Origin of the sequence: Streptomyces turgidiscabies Car8, from assembly GCF_000331005.1 — a bacterium.
GTDB classification, from domain to species: Bacteria; Actinomycetota; Actinomycetes; order Streptomycetales; family Streptomycetaceae; genus Streptomyces; species Streptomyces turgidiscabies.
Genome location: NZ_AEJB01000263.1, coordinates 1 through 18,597, shown reverse-complemented (window position 1 = coordinate 18,597; position 18,597 = coordinate 1). Strand labels below are relative to the sequence as shown.

The window sequence follows — 18,597 nt, the reverse complement described above, 5'->3', positions numbered from 1 at the left end:
CCGGACGGAATCCGGAAACCTGACAAAGTAGCGATTCGGCCCTTCACGGGGAATCCATAATTTCACAGAATAGATGAAAGCAACTCACGGGTTCAGCCGAAGAAATAACTCTTCGTCTCCACTCCACGAGAGGAACCGAGTTGAACAGCGAGCTCGCTTTCATCGAGGCGCTCCCCGCGCTCCAACAGCCCGACTGGCGGTCCCATCCCGACACGGAACCGGTGCGCCGCGAACTGGGTGCGCTGCCGCCCCTCGTCGAGGCCGCGGACGTCGCCCAGCTCCACGACCACCTCAGGGCGGTCGCCGAGGGACACGCCCAGGTCGTCCAGGCCGGCGACTGCGCCGAGGACTGGGCCGAGTCGGGCCCCGTCGACGTGGCCCGCAAGGCGGCCGTGCTCGACCTGCTGGCCGGCGTCATGCGCGTACAGGCGGGCAAGCCCGTGGTCCGGGTCGGCCGGATCGCCGGCCAGTACACCAAGCCCCGCTCCCGGCCCACCGAGACTGTCCTGGGCGCCGAACTGCCCGTATACCGCGGCCACATGGTCAACGACCCCAACCCCGACCCGGAGCTGCGCCGCCCCGACCCGCGCCGTCTGCTGACCGGCTACCACGCCGCCCGCGAGGTCATGGACCACCTCGGCTGGTCCAGCAGCGCACCGCGCGCCCAGGCCCCCGTGTGGACCAGCCACGAAGCCCTCCTCCTCGACTACGAACTCCCGCTGGTACGCGCCCAGGTGACCGACGACGGCGACAGCCGACCGCTCCTCGCCTCCACCCACTGGCCGTGGATCGGCGAGCGCACCCGCCAGGTGGACGGCGCCCACGTGGCGCTGCTGGCCGCCGTCCGCAACCCGGTGGCCTGCAAGGTGGGCCCGACCATGGACCCGGCGGAACTGCTGCGCCTGTGCGAGCGGCTGGACCCGCACCGACGGCCCGGCCGGCTCACCCTGATCGCCCGCATGGGGGCAGGCGCGGGGCCGGAGAAGCTCCCGGCACTGGTCGCCGCCGTACGCGGCGCCGGGCATCCCGTCAGCTGGCTCTGCGACCCGATGCACGGCAACACCGTGGCCGGACCCGACGGTCTGAAGACCCGCTTCGTGGAAACGGTGATACGCGAGGTCGAGGAATTCCAGAAATCCGTGAGATCGGCCGGCGGAATTCCCGGCGGCCTGCATCTGGAGACCACTCCGGACAGCGTCACAGAATGCGTGGCAGATCGGACGCAGCTGGATTCGGTCGGGGACAAGTACACCAGTTTCTGCGACCCGAGACTGAATCCCCGGCAGGCCGTGGAGGTCGCCTCGGCCTGGCGCCGATGACGACCGGAAAACCGTTCGGTAACCGGTCAGTAAACGATCAGGGGGATGAATGACGCACGGAAAGATCGCACTGGTCACGGGCGCCGCGGGCGGAATAGGCGAGGCGGTCCTCCGGACCCTCGCCGAGCGTGGGGCGCGCGTCGCGGCGGTGGACAAGGACGGCGACCGGCTCGACGAGGTCGTGGCGAAACTGTCGTACGACGGCCTGGACGTGACGGCGTTCCCCGGTGACGTCACCGTGAGCGCCGAGGCCGAGCGCCTGGTCGCGGAGGTCGAGGACACCCTCGGGCCGCTGGACCACCTGGTCAACGGTGCCGGAGTGCTGCGGCTGGCCAAGGCGCGTGAACTCACCGACGCCGACTGGGCGTCGACGTTCGCCGTCAACACCACCGGCGTGTTTTTCATGTCCCGCGCGGTGGTCAACCGGATGGTGCCGCGCCGCTCCGGAGCCGTCGTCACCATCGCCTCGAACGCGGCGGGCACGGCACGGATGGACATGGCCGCGTACTCGGCGTCCAAGGCCGCCGCGACGATGTTCACCAAGTGTCTCGGTCTGGAGGCGGCCCAGTACGGCATCCGCTGCAACGTGGTCGCCCCCGGCTCCACCGAGACCCCGATGCTCACGTCCATGTGGCAGGACGACCACGGACGTACGGCGACCCTCGAAGGCGCCCCCGACGCCTACCGCGTGGGCATCCCGCTGGGCAAGCTGGCCCGCCCCGCTGACGTGGCCGAGGCGGTGGCGTTCCTCCTCTCGGACCGGGCGTCCCACATCACCATGCACGACCTCACCGTCGACGGCGGCGCGGCCCTCGGCGTCTGACCCGCCCCCGCCCATGCCTCAGCGGCTCCAGCGACACGACACACCCGAGACACGCGACCCGAGACACGCGACACGAGGAAGACCAGAAGACATGGCAGGGATACCCCCCATCCAGCCCTACCCGATGCCCCAGGCCGCCGACCTCCCGGCCAACACGGCGTGCTGGCAGGCCGATCCGGACCGAGCGGTCCTGCTCGTCCACGACATGCAGCGGTACTTCGTCCGGCAGTTCCCCGCCGGGGAGGCACCCGGCACCGAACTGGTCGAGAACGCCGCCCTGTTGCGCGAACGCGCCGCCGCCCTGGGCATCCCGGTCGCGTACACCGCGCAGCCGGGCGGCATGACCGACGAACAGCGCGGCCTGCTCAGGGACTTCTGGGGACCGGGCATGCGGGTCGACCCCGCCGACCGGGAGGTCGTGGAGCCGCTCACCCCCGGCCCGGACGACTGGCTGCTGGCCAAGTGGCGCTACAGCGCGTTCTTCCGCTCCGACCTCCTGGAACGGATGCGCGCCCAGGGGCGCGACCAACTGATCCTCTGCGGTGTGTACGCCCACATCGGGGTGCTCATGACCGCCGTCGAGGCCTTCACCAACGACATCGAGACGTTCCTCGTGGCCGACGCCGTCGCCGACTTCGACCGGAGCCGCCACCAACTGGCCCTCGACTACGCCGCCGAGCGCTGCGCCGTGGTCACGACGACCAAGTCCCTCATCGTGGAACTGGACCGAGTGGGACTGGACCGATGAACGAGGAGAAGCCCCGTATGGCACAGGATCTGCTGAGCCGGATTCTCCGGCCCGCGCCGGCCCCCTTCGCGCTGCTGCACCGCCCCGGGACGAACGGCTCCGACATCCTGGAGATCCTGACGGGCGAGGCGTCGACGGTGGACACCCTCGCGCAGATCCCCCTACCGGACCTGGAAGACGCGGCCGGTGCCCGTCAGGACGTCCTCGTGGTGATCCCGTACCGCCAGGTCGCCGAGCGCGGCTACGCCTGCGTGGACGACGGCGAGCCGCTCACCGTGATGACGGTGGCCGAGCAGGCCACGATCCCGGTCGCCGAGGCCCTGCGCCGGCTGCCGGACGAACCGGTCCGGCTGAGCGGCGGACGGTTCGAGCAGGACGACGACGCGTACGCGGACCTCGTCCGCAAGGTCATCGCGGACGAGATCGGCACCGGCGAGGGGGCGAACTTCGTCATCAAGCGGACCTTCGTCGCCGACATCACCGACTACACCGTACGCAGCGCACTCGGCTTCTTCCGGCGGCTCCTGGAGCGGGAACAGGGCGCCTACTGGACCTTCGTCGTGCACACCGGCGACCGTACGTTCGTCGGCGCCACCCCCGAGCGGCATGTGAGCCTGAGCGCCGGCCGGGCCGTGATGAACCCGATCAGCGGCACCTACCGCTACCCGCCCTCCGGTCCCACGCTGGACGGGGTGATGGACTTCCTCGCCGACCGCAAGGAGGCCGACGAGCTGTACATGGTCGTCGATGAGGAACTCAAGATGATGGCCCGGCTCTGCGACCCCGGTCCCCGGGTCGTCGGCCCGTACCTGAAGCAGATGGCGCGCCTCGCCCACACCGAGTACTTCATCGAGGGCGACACCGACCACGACCCGCGCACCATCCTGCGCGAGACCATGTTCGCGCCGACCGTCACGGGCAGCCCGCTGGAGAGCGCCTGCAAGGTGATCCGCCGGTACGAGCCGGAGGGCCGCGGCTACTACAGCGGTGCCGTCGCCCTGATCGGCCGCGACGAGCACGGCGGCCGGACGCTCGACTCCTCGATCCTGATCCGTACGGCGGACATCGACAACGCGGGCCGACTGCGCATCGGCGTCGGCGCCACCCTCGTACGCCACTCCGACCCGGAGTCCGAGGTCGCCGAGACCCACGCGAAGGCGGCCGGTCTGCTCGCGGCCCTGAACACCTCGGGCGCCGCACGACTGGCGGAACATCCGCGGGTCCGCGAGGCCCTCGCGGAGCGCAACGGCACGATCGCCGGGTTCTGGCTCAGCGAGCGGGACGCGGGGCCGTCCAGCGGGGTCTTGACCGGAGGCGGGCGTCAACTGATGGGCCGCAGGGTGCTGGTGGTGGACGCCGAGGACACCTTCACCTCGATGATCGACCATCAACTGCGGTCCATGGGACTCGAACCGACGGTCCGGCGCTTCGACGAGCGGTACTCCTTCGACGGACACGACCTCGTCATCATGGGCCCGGGACCCGGGGACCCGCGTGCCGTCACGCACCCCAAGATCGCCCATCTGCGCTCCGCGATCCGCCAACTCCTCGACGAGCAGAAGCCGTTCCTCGCGGTGTGCCTGAGTCATCAGGTGCTCAGCACACTGCTCGGCCTCGAACTGGCCCGCCGGCCGGTGCCCAACCAGGGGGTGCAGCGGGAGATCGACCTGTTCGGAGCACGCGAACGGGTCGGCTTCTACAACACGTTCGCCGCCCGCTGCCAGGAGGACAAGTTCGAGGCTCCCGGGCTCGGCGCCGGAGTCGGGATCGGGGTCGTCGAGGTGAGCCGGGACCACGACACCGGTGAGGTGCACGCGCTGCGCGGCCCGGGGTTCGCGTCGATGCAGTTCCACGCCGAGTCCGTACTCACCCAGGACGGCGTACGTATCGTCTCCGACGCGCTCACGGGGGTGCTCCAGTCGTGCGAGCGGTGATCGTCTGGTGGGACCTGGACGACTCCGGGCAGACCATCGCCTCACTCCGGGAGTTCCTGCGGGACGAGGCGGTGGACCGGTTCGCCAAGGTGCCCGGACTGCGCCTGAAGGTGTGGATCTCCGACGAGCGGGCCAACCGCTGGGGCGCCGTCCTGCTGTGGGAGTCGGCGGAGGCAGCGGCGACCCCCGTCCCGGCCAGGGCCGCCGAGCTGATCGGCTACCCACCCGCCCACAAGTACACGTTCGACGTCGAGGCGACCACCGAGGGCGACTACGACATCGCCCAACTCGCCCGCCTGGGACTCGCTTTCACCGTCCCTTCGGACTGAGAGAAGAGGCAAAGGCAACGAGACCGAAGACGCCCAGAGACAGACTGAAAGAGGCGGAGACGTAGTACATGGTGAAGATCCTTGTCGCCGGTGGCGGCATCGGCGGCCTCGCGGCGGCGCTCAGTGTCGCGCGCCACGGAAACCGGGCGACCGTCCTCGAACGACGCTCCACCTTCAGTGAGTTGGGGGCCGGCATCCAGCTGGGCCCCAACGCCTTCCACGCCCTCGACCTCCTCGGTGTCGGTGAAGCGGTGCGTGAACGCGCCGTCCACATCGACGAGTTGAGGTTCATGGACGGTACGACGGGGGAGCGGGTCGCCAGCATGCCGCTCACCGGCGCCTACCGCGCCCGTTTCGGCAACCCGTATGCGGTCGTCCACCGGGGCGACCTCTACCAGGCCCTGCTCGACGCCTGCGTCAGGGAACCGGCGGTCACGTTGACGCCCGACGCCTCGGTGGCGTCGTACGAACAGGGCGAAGGGAACGACGGGAGCGGACACGGCGGCCGGCGCGGGACGGACGGGCGGTACGGAGACGACGCCGGGCCGGTCACCGCGATCACGGACACCGGCCGCCGCTTCACGGGCGCCGCCCTCATCGGTGCGGACGGCATCCGCTCCGCCGTGCGCGCCCAGTTGGCCGGCGACGGTGCGCCACGCGTCTCGGGTCACACGATCTTCCGTTCGGTGATCCCGATGGAGCGGGTCCCGGAGGAACTCCGCTGGAACACCGTCACGTTGTGGGCGGGCCCGAAGTGGCACTTCGTCCACTACCCCATCGGCAGCGGCAGGTTCCTCAACCTGGCCGCCACCCGCGACGACGGCGCGACGGACGTGGTGACCGGCAGGCCGGTCGAGCGGGCCCATGTGCTCACCGCCTTCCCGGAACTCAGCAGCACAGCAAGGCAGTTGCTGGAGCTGGGCACCGAATGGAAGGAGTGGGTGCTGTGTGACCGAGACCCGGTCGAACGCTGGACGGACGGCCGCGTGGCCCTGCTGGGCGACGCGGCCCATCCGATGCTCCAGTACGCGGCCCAGGGCGCCTGTATGGCCATCGAGGACGCGGTGCTCATCGGCCAACTCCTCGCGGGCGCGGGCGAGGACATGGCGGCACGGCTGGAGAAGTACAACGCCGAGCGGTACGAGCGCACCGCACGCACACAGCGGGTGGCCCGCGCCCTGGGCGAAGAGCTCTACCACCCGGCCGGCGCCGCCGCGAACGCCCGCAACACCATGCTCTCGTCGCTCACACCGGACGACCTGTACGACAAGGTGGGGTGGCTCCACGGGGCGCGTGTCGGCGCTCCCGCAGCGGGTGCGGCGCGGGGAACAGGGGAGCACCGTTGAGCAGGTTGCGCTGGTTGACCGCGGGGGAGTCCCACGGTCCCGCACTCGTCGCGACGTTGGAGGGTCTTCCCGCCGGTGTGCCCATCACGACGGAGTTGGTGGCGGACCATCTGGCGAGGCGTCGGCTGGGTTATGGGCGCGGTGCCCGGATGAAGTTCGAGCAGGACGAGATCACGTTTCTCGGTGGTGTGCGGCACGGTCTGTCGATGGGTTCGCCGGTCGCGGTGATGGTCGGCAACACGGAGTGGCCGAAGTGGGAGCAGGTGATGGCGGCCGACCCGGTGGATCCGGAGATCCTGGCCGGCCTGGCCCGTAACGCCCGGCTGACGCGTCCGCGTCCGGGCCACGCTGATTTGGCGGGGATGCAGAAGTACGGCTTCGAGGAGGCTCGCCCGATCCTGGAACGTGCCTCCGCGCGGGAGACGGCGGCACGGGTGGCGTTGGGTGCGGTGGCCCGTTCGTTCCTGAAGGCGGCGGCCGGCATCGAGATCGTCTCGCACGTCGTGGAGCTGGCGGCGGCGAAGGCTCCGTACGGCGTGTACCCCAAGCCCTCCGATGTCGAGAGGCTGGACGCGGATCCGGTGCGCTGTCTGGACGCGGACGCGTCGAAGACGATGGTCGCGGAGATCGACCAGGCTCACAAGGACGGCGACACGCTCGGTGGTGTGGTGGAGGTGCTGGCGTACGGGGTGCCGGTGGGCCTGGGCTCGCATGTGCACTGGGACCGCAGGCTGGATGCCCGGTTGGCGGCCGCGTTGATGGGGATCCAGGCGATCAAGGGTGTCGAGGTCGGTGACGGTTTCGACCTCGCGCGCGTGCCCGGCTCGAAGGCGCATGACGAGATCGTCCCCACCGAGGACGGTATCCGGCGCGCGACGGGGCGCTCCGGTGGTACCGAGGGCGGTCTGTCGACGGGTGAACTGCTGCGGGTGCGGGCGGCGATGAAGCCGATCGCGACCGTGCCGCGCGCGCTCCGGACGGTCGATGTGGTGACCGGGGAGGCGACGCAGGCGCATCACCAGCGTTCCGACGTGTGTGCGGTCCCGGCGGCCGGGATCGTCGCGGAGGCGATGGTGGCCCTGGTCCTGGCGGACGCGGTGGTGGAGAAGTTCGGGGGCGACAGTGTGCCCGAGACGCGCCGCAACGTGGAGTCCTACCTCGAACACCTGAGCATCCAGTGAACGACTGCGCTCAGTTGCCGACCGGTACCTATCGGATCCGAACCGAGTGCGCAGCGTGACGGAACTGATCGAAAGCCTGAACCCACGCCGTGACTGAGTTAGCCTCGTCCTCGCAGCCGAAGAGGCGAACTCGCGTACGTAGACAATCAATTCGGGGGGTCCGTGTCAGAGCAGTATCCGGTGTCGCCGGGCCGGCCGCCGGGTGAGGCGGCCGCGCTGCGGCAGACCGGCGCCGCGCCGCTGCGCCCCGGCGACCCCGAACGCATCGGCCCCTACGTGCCGTTGGCGCTGCTCGGCAGCGGTGGCATGGGGCGGGTCTATCTGGCGCGCCCCTCGGACGACAGCCCCGGCCTGTTCGCCGTCAAGGTGATCCGCCCGGAGTACGCCGAGGACGCGACGTTCCGCCGCCGCTTCGAGCAGGAGGCGCTGGTCCACGGCCGGGTCCGCACGCCCCGCGCGCCGAGGCTGTGCGGTACGGGGTTCCAGGACGAGCTGCTGTGGATGGCCACGGAGTATCTCGCCGCCCTCGACCTGGCGTACGCCGTACGGGAGGACGGTGCCCTGGAACCGGGCGCAGTCTGGCGGTTGGTCGCGGAGCTGGGACAGGCGCTCGCCGACCTCTCGGCCACCGGGATCGTGCACCGGGACCTGAAGCCGTCCAACGTGCTGCTGTCGGTGCGGGGCGCCCACGTCATCGACTTCGGCATCTCCAAGGCCGCCGACGCGAGCGCGATCACCGGCACCGGCAACAGGGTCGGCACGCCCGCCTACATGTCCCCGGAGTATCTGAGGACCGGTCACTGCGACGCGGCGTCCGACGTGTTCTCCCTCGCCGGGACACTGATCTACGCGGCGGCCGGCCGGGCCCCGTTCGGCGACGGCACCGGCGTCGACGTGATGCACCGGGTCGCCTTCGAGGAGCCCGACGCCGAGGTGATCGGCGAGATCACGGCGACCGACCCGGCGCTCGGCACGCTGCTGGCCGCCTGCCTCGTCAAGGAACCCGAGCGCCGGCCCACGCCGAGGGCGCTGATCGACGCGGCTGCCGGGTATGCCCAGGTGCCCGCGGGGGCGTCCGGCTGGCCGGGGGCGCTGCACGGCAGGGTGCTGGAGCGGCAGCGGGCGTACGACGTGCTGTACCTCGTGCCCGTCGCGCGCGCGGCGGAGCTGCGCTTCCCGGGCCACCGCCCGAACCCGGCGGCGCTCCCGGTGCCGGTGAAGGACGCGGCCCCCGTCCCCGCGGTGGACCAGGCCGCCTCGGCCGTCGCGTCCGCCGCTTCCGCCGAGACGTCCCCGGGGCAGCGGCGCCCGGTCGGAGTTCTCGCCCGGGTCCGCAGAAAGCCGGTCCCGGCAGCGGCGACAGCCCTCGCCGTCTGCGGTCTGGCCGCGCTGGTCTTCGTCCTCACCCGCCCGGAGACCGAGGCGAGCGCCTCGCCGCCGGGGTCCGTCGCGACGGCGTCGCCCGGTACGGCGGCCGGACCGGGCGGCGCCCTGCCGACGCCGGGGTCCTCGGACGGGAAGTCGGGCCCGAGCACCTCGGGCGACGGCACGGAGACCGCCGACGGCCCCGCCGACCCGTCTCAGATCTCCGACGACGGCGGCGGCGATGCCGCGAACGACCCCGCGGACACCGACACCCCCGGGGACACGGCCACGGGGACGGACCCGAGCAGCGACCCCGGCACGGACGGCGGCACAGGCACAGGCACCGGTACAGGAACAGGCACCACGCCCACCCCCACTCCGTCCCCGGTCGCGTCCGAGACGGAGCCCGCCGCGGCACCCTGGGTCACCGACTGCACGTACTACGCGGGCAAGGCCCGCACGGTGATCGGCGACACGGGGAAGCGTGTCAAGCAGGTCCAGTGCATCCTGATGAAGCGCGGGTACGACATCGGCGGCACCGGCGTGGACGGCGTGTTCGGGGACGGGCTGGAGACCGCGATGAAGAACTTCCAGACCGACAAGGGACTGGTCGTGGACGGCCTCGTGAAGCGGGTGACCTGGGACAACCTGCGGGCGACGCAGTGACTCCGCCCGGTAACAGGGCGGAGCCACAAGCCAGTTGTCACCGGGCGGTACGACAGATCTGCTGACGTGGCGTCAGCAGGTCGACCGGTACACGTACTTGCTCACGTTCGCGTCTCCCAGGTTGGCCGCCGTGATCGACACGAACGACGTGCCGATCGACTTCGTCACCTTCTTGCCCTGGATCGCGTTCACCGCCTGCTGAACCGCCTGGGCGCCGATCTCCTCCGCCTTCTGGGCGATCAGGGCCTGTACCGTGCCCTTCTTCAGCTGCTCGACCTGTGCGGGGCCCGCGTCGAAGCCGACGACCTTGATCTTGCCGACCTTCCCGGCGTCCTTGATGGCGTTGTTGGCGCCGTCGCTGGCCGGGGTGCTGATCGAGAAGATGCCCGCCAGGTCGGGGTCCTTGGAGAGGGACGCGGCGGTCAGCCGGGCGGCCTCGACGACGCCGCCGCTGGGTGTGGAGGGCTGCACGCCGACGAAGGTGATGTCCGGATACTTCTTGATCTCGGTCTCGAAGCCCTTGATCCGCTGGTCGGCCGTGGTGACACCCGGGGTGCCGCCGATGATGACGATCTTGCCCTTCTCGCCGACGAGCTCGGCCAGGGTGCGGGCCGCCTCGGCGCCGCCCTCCACGTTGTTGGAGGAGACGGCGGAGGAGACGAAGCTCGTGTCGTCGAGGCCTGTGTCGGCCGTCACGATCTTGATGCCGGCCTCGGCGGCCTGCTTCAGCGGCGTACCCAGCGCCTTGGAGTCGGTCGGCGCGATGACGATGGCGTTCGGCTTCTTGGCCACCGTGCTGGTCAGGATCGGCGTCTGGGTCGCCGGGTCGAAGGTGGTCGCGCCCTGGACGTCCACGGTGGCGCCGAGCTTCTTGCCCTCGGCCTTCGCGCCGCAGCCGAGCGTGTTGTAGAAGGAGTCGGACGCGGTACCCAGGATGACGGTGACCTTGGGGTTCGCGGTGGAGGAGGAGTCGTCGCCCGACCCGCAGGCGGTGGCGCCCAGGACGATGACGGTGGCGAGGGCTGCGCCTCTGAGGGTGACGTGGCCGGTCTTCATGGTGCAACTCCATTGGTGCGACGGGGCGTTGAGCGGGGGGCGTTCAAAGGAGGCGTTCAAAGGGGTCGAGCGGAAAGGCTTCAACGCAGCGTGCGGCGCCGCCGGTTGACGTGATCGACGTACACGACCCCGGCGAGGACCGCGCCGACCGCCACCTGCTGCCAGAACGGCTGGAGGCCGATGATGACGAGGCCGTTGCTCAGCACGGCCGGGATGAGGGAGCCGAAGGCGGTGCCCAGGACGCTGCCCACACCGCCGAAGAGGCTGGTGCCGCCGAGCACGGTCGCGACGATCGCCTGGAGGTTGTCCCCGGTGTGGCCGCCGACGGTGGTGGTGGAGAAGCGGGCCAGGTTGACGTACGCGGCGATTCCGGCGAGGAGTCCGCAGAGCGCGTACACCTTGATCAGATGACGGTCGACGGCGATTCCGGCGCGGCGGGCGGCCTCGACGTTGGAGCCGATCGTGCGGGTGTAGGTGCCGAAGCGGGTCAGGCCCAGGACGATCGCCCCGCCGATGGTCAGGCCGATGGCCAGCCACACCGTGTACGGGATGCCCAGGAAGCGGCCGAAGCCGAGGCCACTGACCAGGGAGTCGGGGACCCCGCGCAGGTCGAGGCCGTTGGTGAGGACCAGGGCGCCGCCGCCCGCCGCAGAGAGGGTGGCCAACGTGGCGATCAGGGGCGGGAGTTTGGCCTTCGTGACCAGCAGGCCGTTCAGGACGCCCCAGGCGAGACCCGTCGCCATCGTGGTCACCAGGCCCGCCAGCAGGGTCAGCGGGCCGCCGCCGCCCAGCGCCGACATCACCTTCACGCCCACGACCCCGGAGAAGATCAGCACCGAGCCGACCGACAGATCGATGCCCCCGGTGGTCATCACGAACGTCATCCCGATGGCCAGCACACAGTAGGAGGCGGCCTCGATGGCGACACTGCGCAGGTTGTACGCGGTGAGGAAGTTGTCGGGGTAGGCCGCGCCGAACACCGCGAGCAGCACCAGCAGGACGACCAGGGCCAGACTCCGGGTGCCCTTCATGTTGCGCCAGGCGGCGCCGAGGGCCGCCGAACGCAGGGAACGGGGAGTGGTGGTGTCGTCGTCCGGCCCGGCGGGTTTCACGGACTTCACGGACTTCGCCTCGGTCGTGGGGGTCATGACTGGTCCTCGCTGCGGTCGGAGCCGTCGACGGCTGGAATCAGGGCCGGATCCGGTTCCGGATCGGCTCCGTCATCGAAGGTGAGCGCGCCCGTCATGGCGCCGAGCACGTTCTCGCTGGTGGCCGTCGCGCCGGACAGCCGGGCGACCCGCTGCCCGAGCCGCAGCACCTCGATACGGTCCGCGTACTCGAAGACGAACGGCAGGTTGTGGCTGATCAGCACCACCGCCACACCCGAGTCCCGGACCCGCTGGATCAGCTGTCCGACCCGCTGCGTCTGTACGACGCCCAGTGCCGCCGTCGGTTCGTCCATCAGCAGCACCCGGTCCGCCCAGTTGACCGCCCGGCCGACCGCGATGCCCTGGCGCTGACCGCCGGACATCGTGACGACCTGCGCGGCGGTGTCCTGGATGCCGACACCGAGCGAGCCGAACGCCTCGTCGGCCTTGGTCCGCATGGCCTTGCGGTCCACGAAGCCGAGCTTGCCGAGCAGACCGGGGCGCATGATCTCGCGGCCCAGGAACAGGTTCTCGGCGGGATCCAGGTCGGGTGCGAGGGCCAGATCCTGGTAGACGGTCTCGATGCCCAGCCGGCGGGCGGCGATCGGGTCCGGGATCGTCACCGGCCTGCCGTCGATCCTTATCTCGCCCGCGTCCGGCTGTATCACCCCGGAGATGACCTTGATGGTGGTGCTCTTGCCGGCGCCGTTGTCACCGACCAGCGCGACCACCTCGCCCGGGTAGACGGTGAGCGCGGCTCCGCGCAGCGCCTGGACCTGGCCGTAGCTCTTGACGATGCCGGCCAGTTCGAGGACGGGGGTGGCGGCCGTGGCCCCGCGCGCGGTCGGGCCCGCCGGAGCCGGGGTGGCCGGAGTGGGGGTGCTCATGGCGTCAGCTCTCCGCTTCCACGGGGGGTCAGTACGGTGCCGAGCTCGACCCGGCGGGGTGGTCCGCTCTCGCCATCGATCCGGGCCAGGAGCAGCCGGGCGGCCTCGCGGCCCATCTCGAAGGCATCCCCGGACACGACCGTCACGGGGGTCGGCAGCAGGTCGGCGAACGGGAAGTCGTCGAAGCCGACCAGGGCCGGGCCCTGACCCGGCCCCAGTCCGGGGCCCATGGCGCGAAGGGCGCCGTGGGTCAGGAAGTTGGTGGTGGTGAACAGCGCCGTGGGGCGCCGGGCCGGGGGCAGCGCCAGCAGTTCGGCGGCGGCCTCCTCGGCCTCCGCCCGGGTGCCGTGCTCCAGCCTCGCGATCAGGGCCTCGTCGACCTCGCCGAACGCGGCGCGCATGGCCTCCAGATAGCCGTCGAGGCGGCGGCCCGTGGTGTGGTAACTGGCCGCCACCACGACGCCGATCCGCCGGTGACCTGCGGCGATCAGATGCTCGGTGGCCTTCCGGGCGCCCCCGTGGTTGTCCAGCAGCACGGTGTCCGCGTCCAGGCCCAGCGCGGGCCGGTCCAGGAAGACCACCGGGGTGCCCTGCGCGACCTCGCGGCCCAGATAGCCGTAGTCCATCGCGCCCGGCACGATCAGCAGCCCGGCGACGCGCTGCCCGAGCAGGTCGTCGATGCCCCGGCGCTCGGCCTCGGGGTCCTCGTCGGAGCTGGCCAGCACCACGTTGTGGCCGTGGGCGCGGGCAACCCCCATGACCCCGTTGGCGATCGAACCGTAGAACGGGTTGGTCAGGTCGCCCACCAGCAGCGCGAGCGTGGTGCTGCGCTGCCCGGGGCGCAGGCTCCGGGCGAGGTCGTTGCGCCGGTAGCCGGTCTCGTCTATGGCTGCGCGCACCCGCTCCGCGATGGCGGGGGAGACCGTCTCGTCACCGTTGACGAACCGGGAGACGGTCTTGATCGACACCCCGGCGAGGGCGGCGACCTCCCGCATGGTGGGCGTTCGCATGTCCGGCATCACTCCGAAAAGGGTCGCTGGGTGTCGCTGTGTGCCGCACAGCAAACCGCCGCGAAACAACGTTGTCAATGGATCGCAACAGGGATTTTGCGTGCCTTGCGCGTTCCGGGGGTCGGTTTGTATGGTCCGACAACGTTGTTCCAAAACAACGTTGTCTCAGTGTGTGGGAAGTGCGCGGGAGGATGACCATGCGGCCGATCGACGAACCGGAAGGCGGACTGCCGAAGGGCGGACCGCCGGACGGTGAGCTGCCCGAGAGTGAGCTGCCCGAGAGCGAACTGCCGGAGGGTCTCCGCGCCCTGAGCGCCGACGTGCACCGCGAGCTGCGCTCCCTCGACCCGCGCGCCGCCGGCCGCTTCACCCGGCTGCTGGCCGGCACCTGGGGCAGGGCCATGCGTCCGCTGCCCGACGGTGAGGTCTTCGTCCTCACCGGCGACATCCCCGCGATGTGGCTGCGCGACAGCACCGCCCAGGTCCGCCCGTACCTCCTCGCCGCCGACGATCCCGCCGTCGCCGCCGCGCTCACCGGCGTCCTGCGCCGCCAGCTGCGGTACGTCCTCGCCGACCCGTACGCCAACGCCTTCAACGCCGAACCCGACGGCTCCGGCGCCGGTCACACCGACGACCCGACCCCCGACCCGCTGGTCTGGGAACAGAAGTACGAGATCGACTCGCTCTGCGCCCCGCTCCAGCTGGCCTACGGCATCTGGCGGGCCACCGGCAGCCTCGGCCACCTCACCGCCGACGACCGCTTCGTCCGCGCCGCCCGCCGGATCATCGCCCTGTGGCGGACCGAGCAGGACCACGAGAACCGCTCACCGTACGAGTTCCGGCGCCTCGGCGACTACGAGTACGACACCCTGGCACGCGGCGGCCGGGGCGCGCCGACCGCGCCCACCGGTATGACCTGGTCCGGATTCCGCCCCAGCGACGACCGCTGCCAGTACGGCTATCTGGTCCCCGCCAACGCCATGGCGGCCGTCTCCCTCGCCGGCCTCGCCGAACTGGCGACGGCGATCGGAGACCTCGGCCTCGCCGCCGACGCCGCCGCCCTCTCGGGCGAGATCGCCACCGGGGTCCGTACCCACGGGGTGACCGCCGGGGCAGACCCGGCGGTGTACGCGTACGAAGTCGACGGTCTCGGCGGGCAGTTGCTCATGGACGACGCAAACATCCCGAGCCTGCTCTCCCTGCCCTACCTCGGCTGGTGCGACCCGGGCAACCAGCTCTACCTGCGCACCCGCGAGTTCGTCCTCAGCGACGCCAACCCCTTCTACTACGAGGGCGGTTCGGCCGCCGGCATCGGCAGCCCGCACACCCCGCCCGGATATGTCTGGCCGCTCTCCCTCACCATGCAGGCGCTGACCAGCGACGACGAGGCCGAGCGGGTCCGTCTCGCCGAGCTGCTGCTGCGCACCGACGCGGGCACCGGCTCCATGCACGAGAGCTTCCACGTCGACGACCCCGCGACCTTCACCCGCCCCTGGTTCGGCTGGGGCGACGCGCTCTTCGCCGAGCTGCTGCTCGACCTCACGGGCCGCTCGACCGCCCGCCTGCATCCACGCCTCGCCGGCACCGAACTACCCTCCCGGTAAAGCCGCTTACGGCCCTCCCGGCGCCGGCGCTCGCTACGATCTGCGGCGTGTGCGCAAACATCATGGTCGCCGAAGACGACGCGAAGCAGGCCGAACTGGTGCGCCGCTATCTGGAGCACGAGGGTCACACGGTCACGGTCGTCGAGGACGGCCGGACGGCTCTGGAAGCGGTCCGGCACCAGGAACCCGACCTGGTCGTCCTCGACGTGATGATGCCCGGGGCCGACGGCCTCGACGTCGTACGGATCCTGCGCGCCGAGCGCCGGGAGGTGCCGGTGCTGATGCTGACGGCCCGCAGCACCGAGGACGATCTGCTGCTCGGCCTCGATCTCGGCGCCGACGACTACATGACCAAGCCGTTCAGCCCACGCGAACTGACGGCCAGAGTACGGACGTTGCTGCGCCGCAACCGGCGCGGCACCGACCCGGCCCCCGGGGCCGTACCCGACCGGGCTCCCGCCCCCGGGCCCGAAGTGGACCCGGACGAGAAGGTGTTGGTGGTCGGCGCGCTCAGGGTCGACCCCGCCCGGCACGAGGTGTCCGTCGCCGGGGCGCCAGTCGACTGCACGCCCGGGGAGTTCCGTATCCTCGCGGCGATGGCGGCCGAGCCCGGCCGGGTCTTCACCAGGGCGCGGCTTCTGGAGGAACTGCACGGCTTCGACAAGTACATCAGTGGCCGGACCGTCGACGTGCACGTCATGAACCTGCGCAAGAAGATCGAGCGCGCCCCCGGACGGCCGTCCCGCCTCGTCACCGTCTTCGGCGTCGGCTACAAACTGACCGACCCCGCGAGGAACGTGCGCCATGCGTCGTCCTGAGAGGAAAGGCCGGGCAGGTGGCGTGCCGGGGACCCGGCTGCCGCTCCGAAAGAGCCTGGCCGGGCGGCTGTTGACCGTGACGGCGCTCGTCGCCTCCTGCTCGGTCGCCGCCACCGCCTGGCTCGCCGTGCAGACGACCTCCGTCGCCATCCGCCAGGAACAGGGCCAGAACCTCCAGTCCGACGCCAAGATCTACGACACCCTCCTCGGCTACGCGGCCACCCACCCCGACTGGGACGGCGTCGACACCACCGTGCGCGAGCTGGCCCGGGAGTCCGGGCGCCGGATCGTGCTCACCACCCCGGGCCGCCGCCCGTTCGTCGACTCGGCCGACTCGCGTGCCACGGACGGCGGTTCGGCGGCGGTCTCCCTCGCACCGCAGCCCTCGGCGGTCGTGGACGCCCTGTCCGTCGACACCGTGCTTGTGCCCGGCGCGGCCGGAGCCGGAGCCGGCGTGGACAGCGTCGATCCACGGGCCGTGGGGCCCTTCCGGCTGCCCCCGAAGGAACGCGCCGCGCTGCGGAAGGCGTCCGCCGGGCGGGTGCAGTGCCTCAACAAGATGGGCATCGCCGCCGACGTCGTCGACACCCCGGGCGGCCGGCCCCGCGTCCAGTTCGTGAGCGACGAGACCGAGGGCGGGACCGCCAGTGTGACCGACCGTGACATGGACGCGAAGTGCCTGGCGGCCTACCCGGTGGGCCCCACTCCGACCGAGCAGAAGGCACTCAGGGCCCTCAACCAACTCGCCGACGCCTGCCTGAAACGACAGGACCGTACGCCCGTGAAACTGAACCTGGACCTGTCCTGGGACCGCAGTCACATCTACGGGCGGGACGACGCGGCCTCCGACCTCGAAGGCCTCAGCAAGCGGGAGGCGGCGGCCCTGGCCGCCAAGAAGGCGGAGGACGCCGCGACTGCCGAGCGGAAAGCGGCCGCGGGGGGCGCCTTCGACTACATCCCCGGCGAGGTCCGCGACAGCGGATACGACCGGGCTGTGGCCTCCTGTGTCGTCAGCGCCCGCCGTGAACAGCTCACGGCCTATGTCGCCGAATCCGCACTGCTGTTCATCGACGGCCCCGGCGCCGCCGGCGTGCCCGGCTTCGACCTCTCCCGGGCCAACACCGCCCGCATCGCCGGGGTGACCGCCCTGGTCCTCGCCCTCACCGTCGGCGCCTCGGTACTCGCGGGAGCCCGGCTCGTACGCCCGCTGCACGCCCTCACCGGCGCCGCCCAGCGCATGCGGGACGGCCTGGACGCGGCGCCGGTGCCCGTGCGCGTCGTCTCGGACAACGAGATCGGCCGGCTGACGGCGGCCTTCAACGACATGGCCGCGCACCGGGCCCGTCTGGAGGAGCAGCGCAAGGTGATGGTCAGTGATGTCGCCCATGAGCTGCGTACGCCGCTGAGCAACATCAGGGGATGGCTGGAGGCGGCCCACGACGGACTGGCCGTACCGGACCCGGCGTTCGTCTCCTCGCTCCTGGAGGAGGCGGTGCAGCTCCAGCACCTCATCAACGACCTCCAGGACCTGGGCGCGGCCGACGCGGGAGCCCTGCGACTGCACCGCAAGCCGGTACGGATCGACGAGCTGCTGGGTCAAGTCGCCTCCGCCCACCAGGGATTGGCCGAGAAGGCGGGCGTCGCTCTCACGGTCCAGGAACCGCCCCCGGGCGCCCCTCGCCCCCCGCTCCTCGACGCCGACCCGGTACGGCTGCGCCAGGCCGTCAGCAACCTGCTCTCCAACGCGGTACGCCACACCCCGGCCGGTGGCGCGGTGACCCTGCGCTCGTACGTCACCGAGGCGGGCGGCGACCTGGCCGTCGAGGTGTCCGACACCGGCAGCGGCATCCCGGCGGGCGATCTCCCGTACGTGTTCGACCGCTTCTGGCGGGCGGAGAAGTCCCGCAACCGCAGCACCGGCGGCAGCGGCCTCGGCCTGGCGATCGTCCTCAAGCTCGCCGAGGCCCACGGCGGCACGGTGGAGGTGGCGAGCACGGAGGGGGAGGGGGCGACCTTCACCCTGCGGCTGCCGACAGCCGAGCCGGAGAAGGCGCAGAAGCCGGAGAAGCCGGAGCGCCCCGGCCGGCCCTGATGGGATGACCACGGCGATCTGACAGTTTCCTCACAAGTGGCCGTCAGGGTGAGGCCATGCCCGGAACCTGGTGCGGATCGGCACCCAGGTACGACCAAGCCGGGCTGGAACTGGAGCCCTTACATGTCCCGCCGTCTCATCCTGCGCCCGCTGCGGATCGCCGTCCTGACCGGCGTCGCGGCCGGCGCGCTGCTCGTCCCCGCCACCGCGGCCTTCGCCACCGACCCGACTCCGACGCCGGCCGCGACCGACCTGAGCCCGTCCGACAAGG

15 protein-coding genes are annotated in these 18,597 nt (G+C 71.2%); 11 read left to right on the top strand and 4 right to left on the bottom strand.

All coding sequences use genetic code 11. From position 1 onward, the window contains the following. The first annotated feature begins 140 nt into the window (after positions 1-140). From STRTUCAR8_RS17090 to STRTUCAR8_RS17055, 8 genes are all read left to right on the top strand, one after another. Positions 141-1,319: a 3-deoxy-7-phosphoheptulonate synthase gene (locus STRTUCAR8_RS17090; protein ID WP_006377045.1), complete on the top strand. Its 1,179-nt coding sequence runs from the start codon at positions 141-143 to the stop codon at positions 1,317-1,319. A 49-nt stretch (positions 1,320-1,368) separates the two neighbouring features. Then, a complete protein-coding gene (locus STRTUCAR8_RS17085; protein WP_006377044.1) occupies positions 1,369-2,142 on the top strand; it encodes a 2,3-dihydro-2,3-dihydroxybenzoate dehydrogenase in 774 nt (257 codons plus the stop codon). 91 nt (positions 2,143-2,233) lie between these two features. Further along, entirely contained in the window at positions 2,234-2,890 is a 657-nt protein-coding gene (locus STRTUCAR8_RS17080; RefSeq protein ID WP_006377041.1) for an isochorismatase family protein, read from the top strand. Between the two features lie 17 nt (positions 2,891-2,907). Further along, a complete protein-coding gene (locus tag STRTUCAR8_RS17075; protein WP_006377048.1) occupies positions 2,908-4,824 on the top strand; it encodes a phenazine-specific anthranilate synthase component I in 1,917 nt (638 codons plus the stop codon). Beyond that, positions 4,812-5,153: a hypothetical protein gene (locus tag STRTUCAR8_RS17070; protein ID WP_006377053.1), complete on the top strand. Its 342-nt coding sequence runs from the start codon at positions 4,812-4,814 to the stop codon at positions 5,151-5,153. The genes STRTUCAR8_RS17075 and STRTUCAR8_RS17070 overlap by 13 nt, the downstream gene beginning before the upstream one ends. 68 nt (positions 5,154-5,221) lie before the next feature. Beyond that, positions 5,222-6,499: an FAD-dependent monooxygenase gene (locus tag STRTUCAR8_RS17065; protein ID WP_006377052.1), complete on the top strand. Its 1,278-nt coding sequence runs from the start codon at positions 5,222-5,224 to the stop codon at positions 6,497-6,499. Continuing rightward, complete coding sequence (aroC, locus tag STRTUCAR8_RS17060) at positions 6,496-7,680, top strand: chorismate synthase (protein WP_006377040.1); 1,185 nt, start codon at positions 6,496-6,498, stop codon at positions 7,678-7,680. The genes STRTUCAR8_RS17065 and aroC overlap by 4 nt, the downstream gene beginning before the upstream one ends. Positions 7,681-7,842: 162 nt before the next feature. Then, positions 7,843-9,711, top strand: coding sequence for a serine/threonine-protein kinase (locus STRTUCAR8_RS17055; protein WP_006377055.1), 1,869 nt, complete (start codon positions 7,843-7,845; stop codon positions 9,709-9,711). Between the two features lie 72 nt (positions 9,712-9,783). On the opposite strand, the gene STRTUCAR8_RS17050 is transcribed toward STRTUCAR8_RS17055, so the two are convergent. The 4 genes from STRTUCAR8_RS17050 to STRTUCAR8_RS17035 form a co-directional block, all read right to left on the bottom strand. Then, positions 9,784-10,767, bottom strand: coding sequence for an ABC transporter substrate-binding protein (locus tag STRTUCAR8_RS17050; RefSeq protein ID WP_006377042.1), 984 nt, complete (start codon positions 10,765-10,767; stop codon positions 9,784-9,786). Between the two features lie 80 nt (positions 10,768-10,847). Further along, on the bottom strand, positions 10,848-11,915 hold the full coding sequence (locus STRTUCAR8_RS17045; protein WP_006377043.1) for an ABC transporter permease: 1,068 nt from the start codon (positions 11,913-11,915) through the stop codon (positions 10,848-10,850). Further along, positions 11,912-12,802, bottom strand: coding sequence for an ATP-binding cassette domain-containing protein (locus STRTUCAR8_RS17040; RefSeq protein WP_006377046.1), 891 nt, complete (start codon positions 12,800-12,802; stop codon positions 11,912-11,914). Before STRTUCAR8_RS17040 ends, STRTUCAR8_RS17045 begins: the two co-directional genes overlap by 4 nt. Continuing rightward, the gene (locus STRTUCAR8_RS17035) at positions 12,799-13,812 is read right to left on the bottom strand and encodes a LacI family DNA-binding transcriptional regulator (RefSeq protein ID WP_234372450.1); all 1,014 of its coding nucleotides are present in this window, start codon (positions 13,810-13,812) and stop codon (positions 12,799-12,801) included. The genes STRTUCAR8_RS17040 and STRTUCAR8_RS17035 overlap by 4 nt, the downstream gene beginning before the upstream one ends. Before the next feature lie 197 nt (positions 13,813-14,009). Here STRTUCAR8_RS17035 and STRTUCAR8_RS17030 point away from each other — a divergent pair, with 197 nt between their 5' ends. The 3 genes from STRTUCAR8_RS17030 (at position 14,010) to STRTUCAR8_RS17020 (ending at position 18,326) form a co-directional block, all read left to right on the top strand. Then, positions 14,010-15,416 (top strand): glycoside hydrolase family 125 protein, encoded by a 1,407-nt coding sequence (locus STRTUCAR8_RS17030; protein ID WP_100247572.1) that lies wholly within the window; start codon positions 14,010-14,012, stop codon positions 15,414-15,416. A gap of 62 nt (positions 15,417-15,478) precedes the next feature. After that, positions 15,479-16,234 carry a response regulator transcription factor gene (locus tag STRTUCAR8_RS17025; protein WP_044472349.1) on the top strand — a complete coding sequence of 252 codons (756 nt, stop codon included), beginning with the start codon at positions 15,479-15,481 and terminating at the stop codon, positions 16,232-16,234. Next, positions 16,221-18,326 carry a sensor histidine kinase gene (locus STRTUCAR8_RS17020; RefSeq protein WP_006377054.1) on the top strand — a complete coding sequence of 702 codons (2,106 nt, stop codon included), beginning with the start codon at positions 16,221-16,223 and terminating at the stop codon, positions 18,324-18,326. Before STRTUCAR8_RS17025 ends, STRTUCAR8_RS17020 begins: the two co-directional genes overlap by 14 nt. Positions 18,327-18,597: the final 271 nt, after the last annotated feature.

Coding starts and splice junctions, on each gene's coding strand:
- STRTUCAR8_RS17085 (WP_006377044.1), top strand. CDS start 1,369: ATGACGCACGGAAAGATCGCACTGGTCACGGGCGCCGCGGGCGGAATA.
- STRTUCAR8_RS17080 (WP_006377041.1), top strand. CDS start 2,234: ATGGCAGGGATACCCCCCATCCAGCCCTACCCGATGCCCCAGGCCGCC.
- STRTUCAR8_RS17075 (WP_006377048.1), top strand. CDS start 2,908: ATGGCACAGGATCTGCTGAGCCGGATTCTCCGGCCCGCGCCGGCCCCC.
- STRTUCAR8_RS17065 (WP_006377052.1), top strand. CDS start 5,222: ATGGTGAAGATCCTTGTCGCCGGTGGCGGCATCGGCGGCCTCGCGGCG.
- STRTUCAR8_RS17050 (WP_006377042.1), bottom strand. CDS start 10,767: ATGAAGACCGGCCACGTCACCCTCAGAGGCGCAGCCCTCGCCACCGTC.
- STRTUCAR8_RS17045 (WP_006377043.1), bottom strand. CDS start 11,915: ATGACCCCCACGACCGAGGCGAAGTCCGTGAAGTCCGTGAAACCCGCC.
- STRTUCAR8_RS17040 (WP_006377046.1), bottom strand. CDS start 12,802: ATGAGCACCCCCACTCCGGCCACCCCGGCTCCGGCGGGCCCGACCGCG.
- STRTUCAR8_RS17035 (WP_234372450.1), bottom strand. CDS start 13,812: ATGCGAACGCCCACCATGCGGGAGGTCGCCGCCCTCGCCGGGGTGTCG.
- STRTUCAR8_RS17030 (WP_100247572.1), top strand. CDS start 14,010: ATGCGGCCGATCGACGAACCGGAAGGCGGACTGCCGAAGGGCGGACCG.
- STRTUCAR8_RS17025 (WP_044472349.1), top strand. CDS start 15,479: ATGGTCGCCGAAGACGACGCGAAGCAGGCCGAACTGGTGCGCCGCTAT.
- STRTUCAR8_RS17020 (WP_006377054.1), top strand. CDS start 16,221: ATGCGTCGTCCTGAGAGGAAAGGCCGGGCAGGTGGCGTGCCGGGGACC.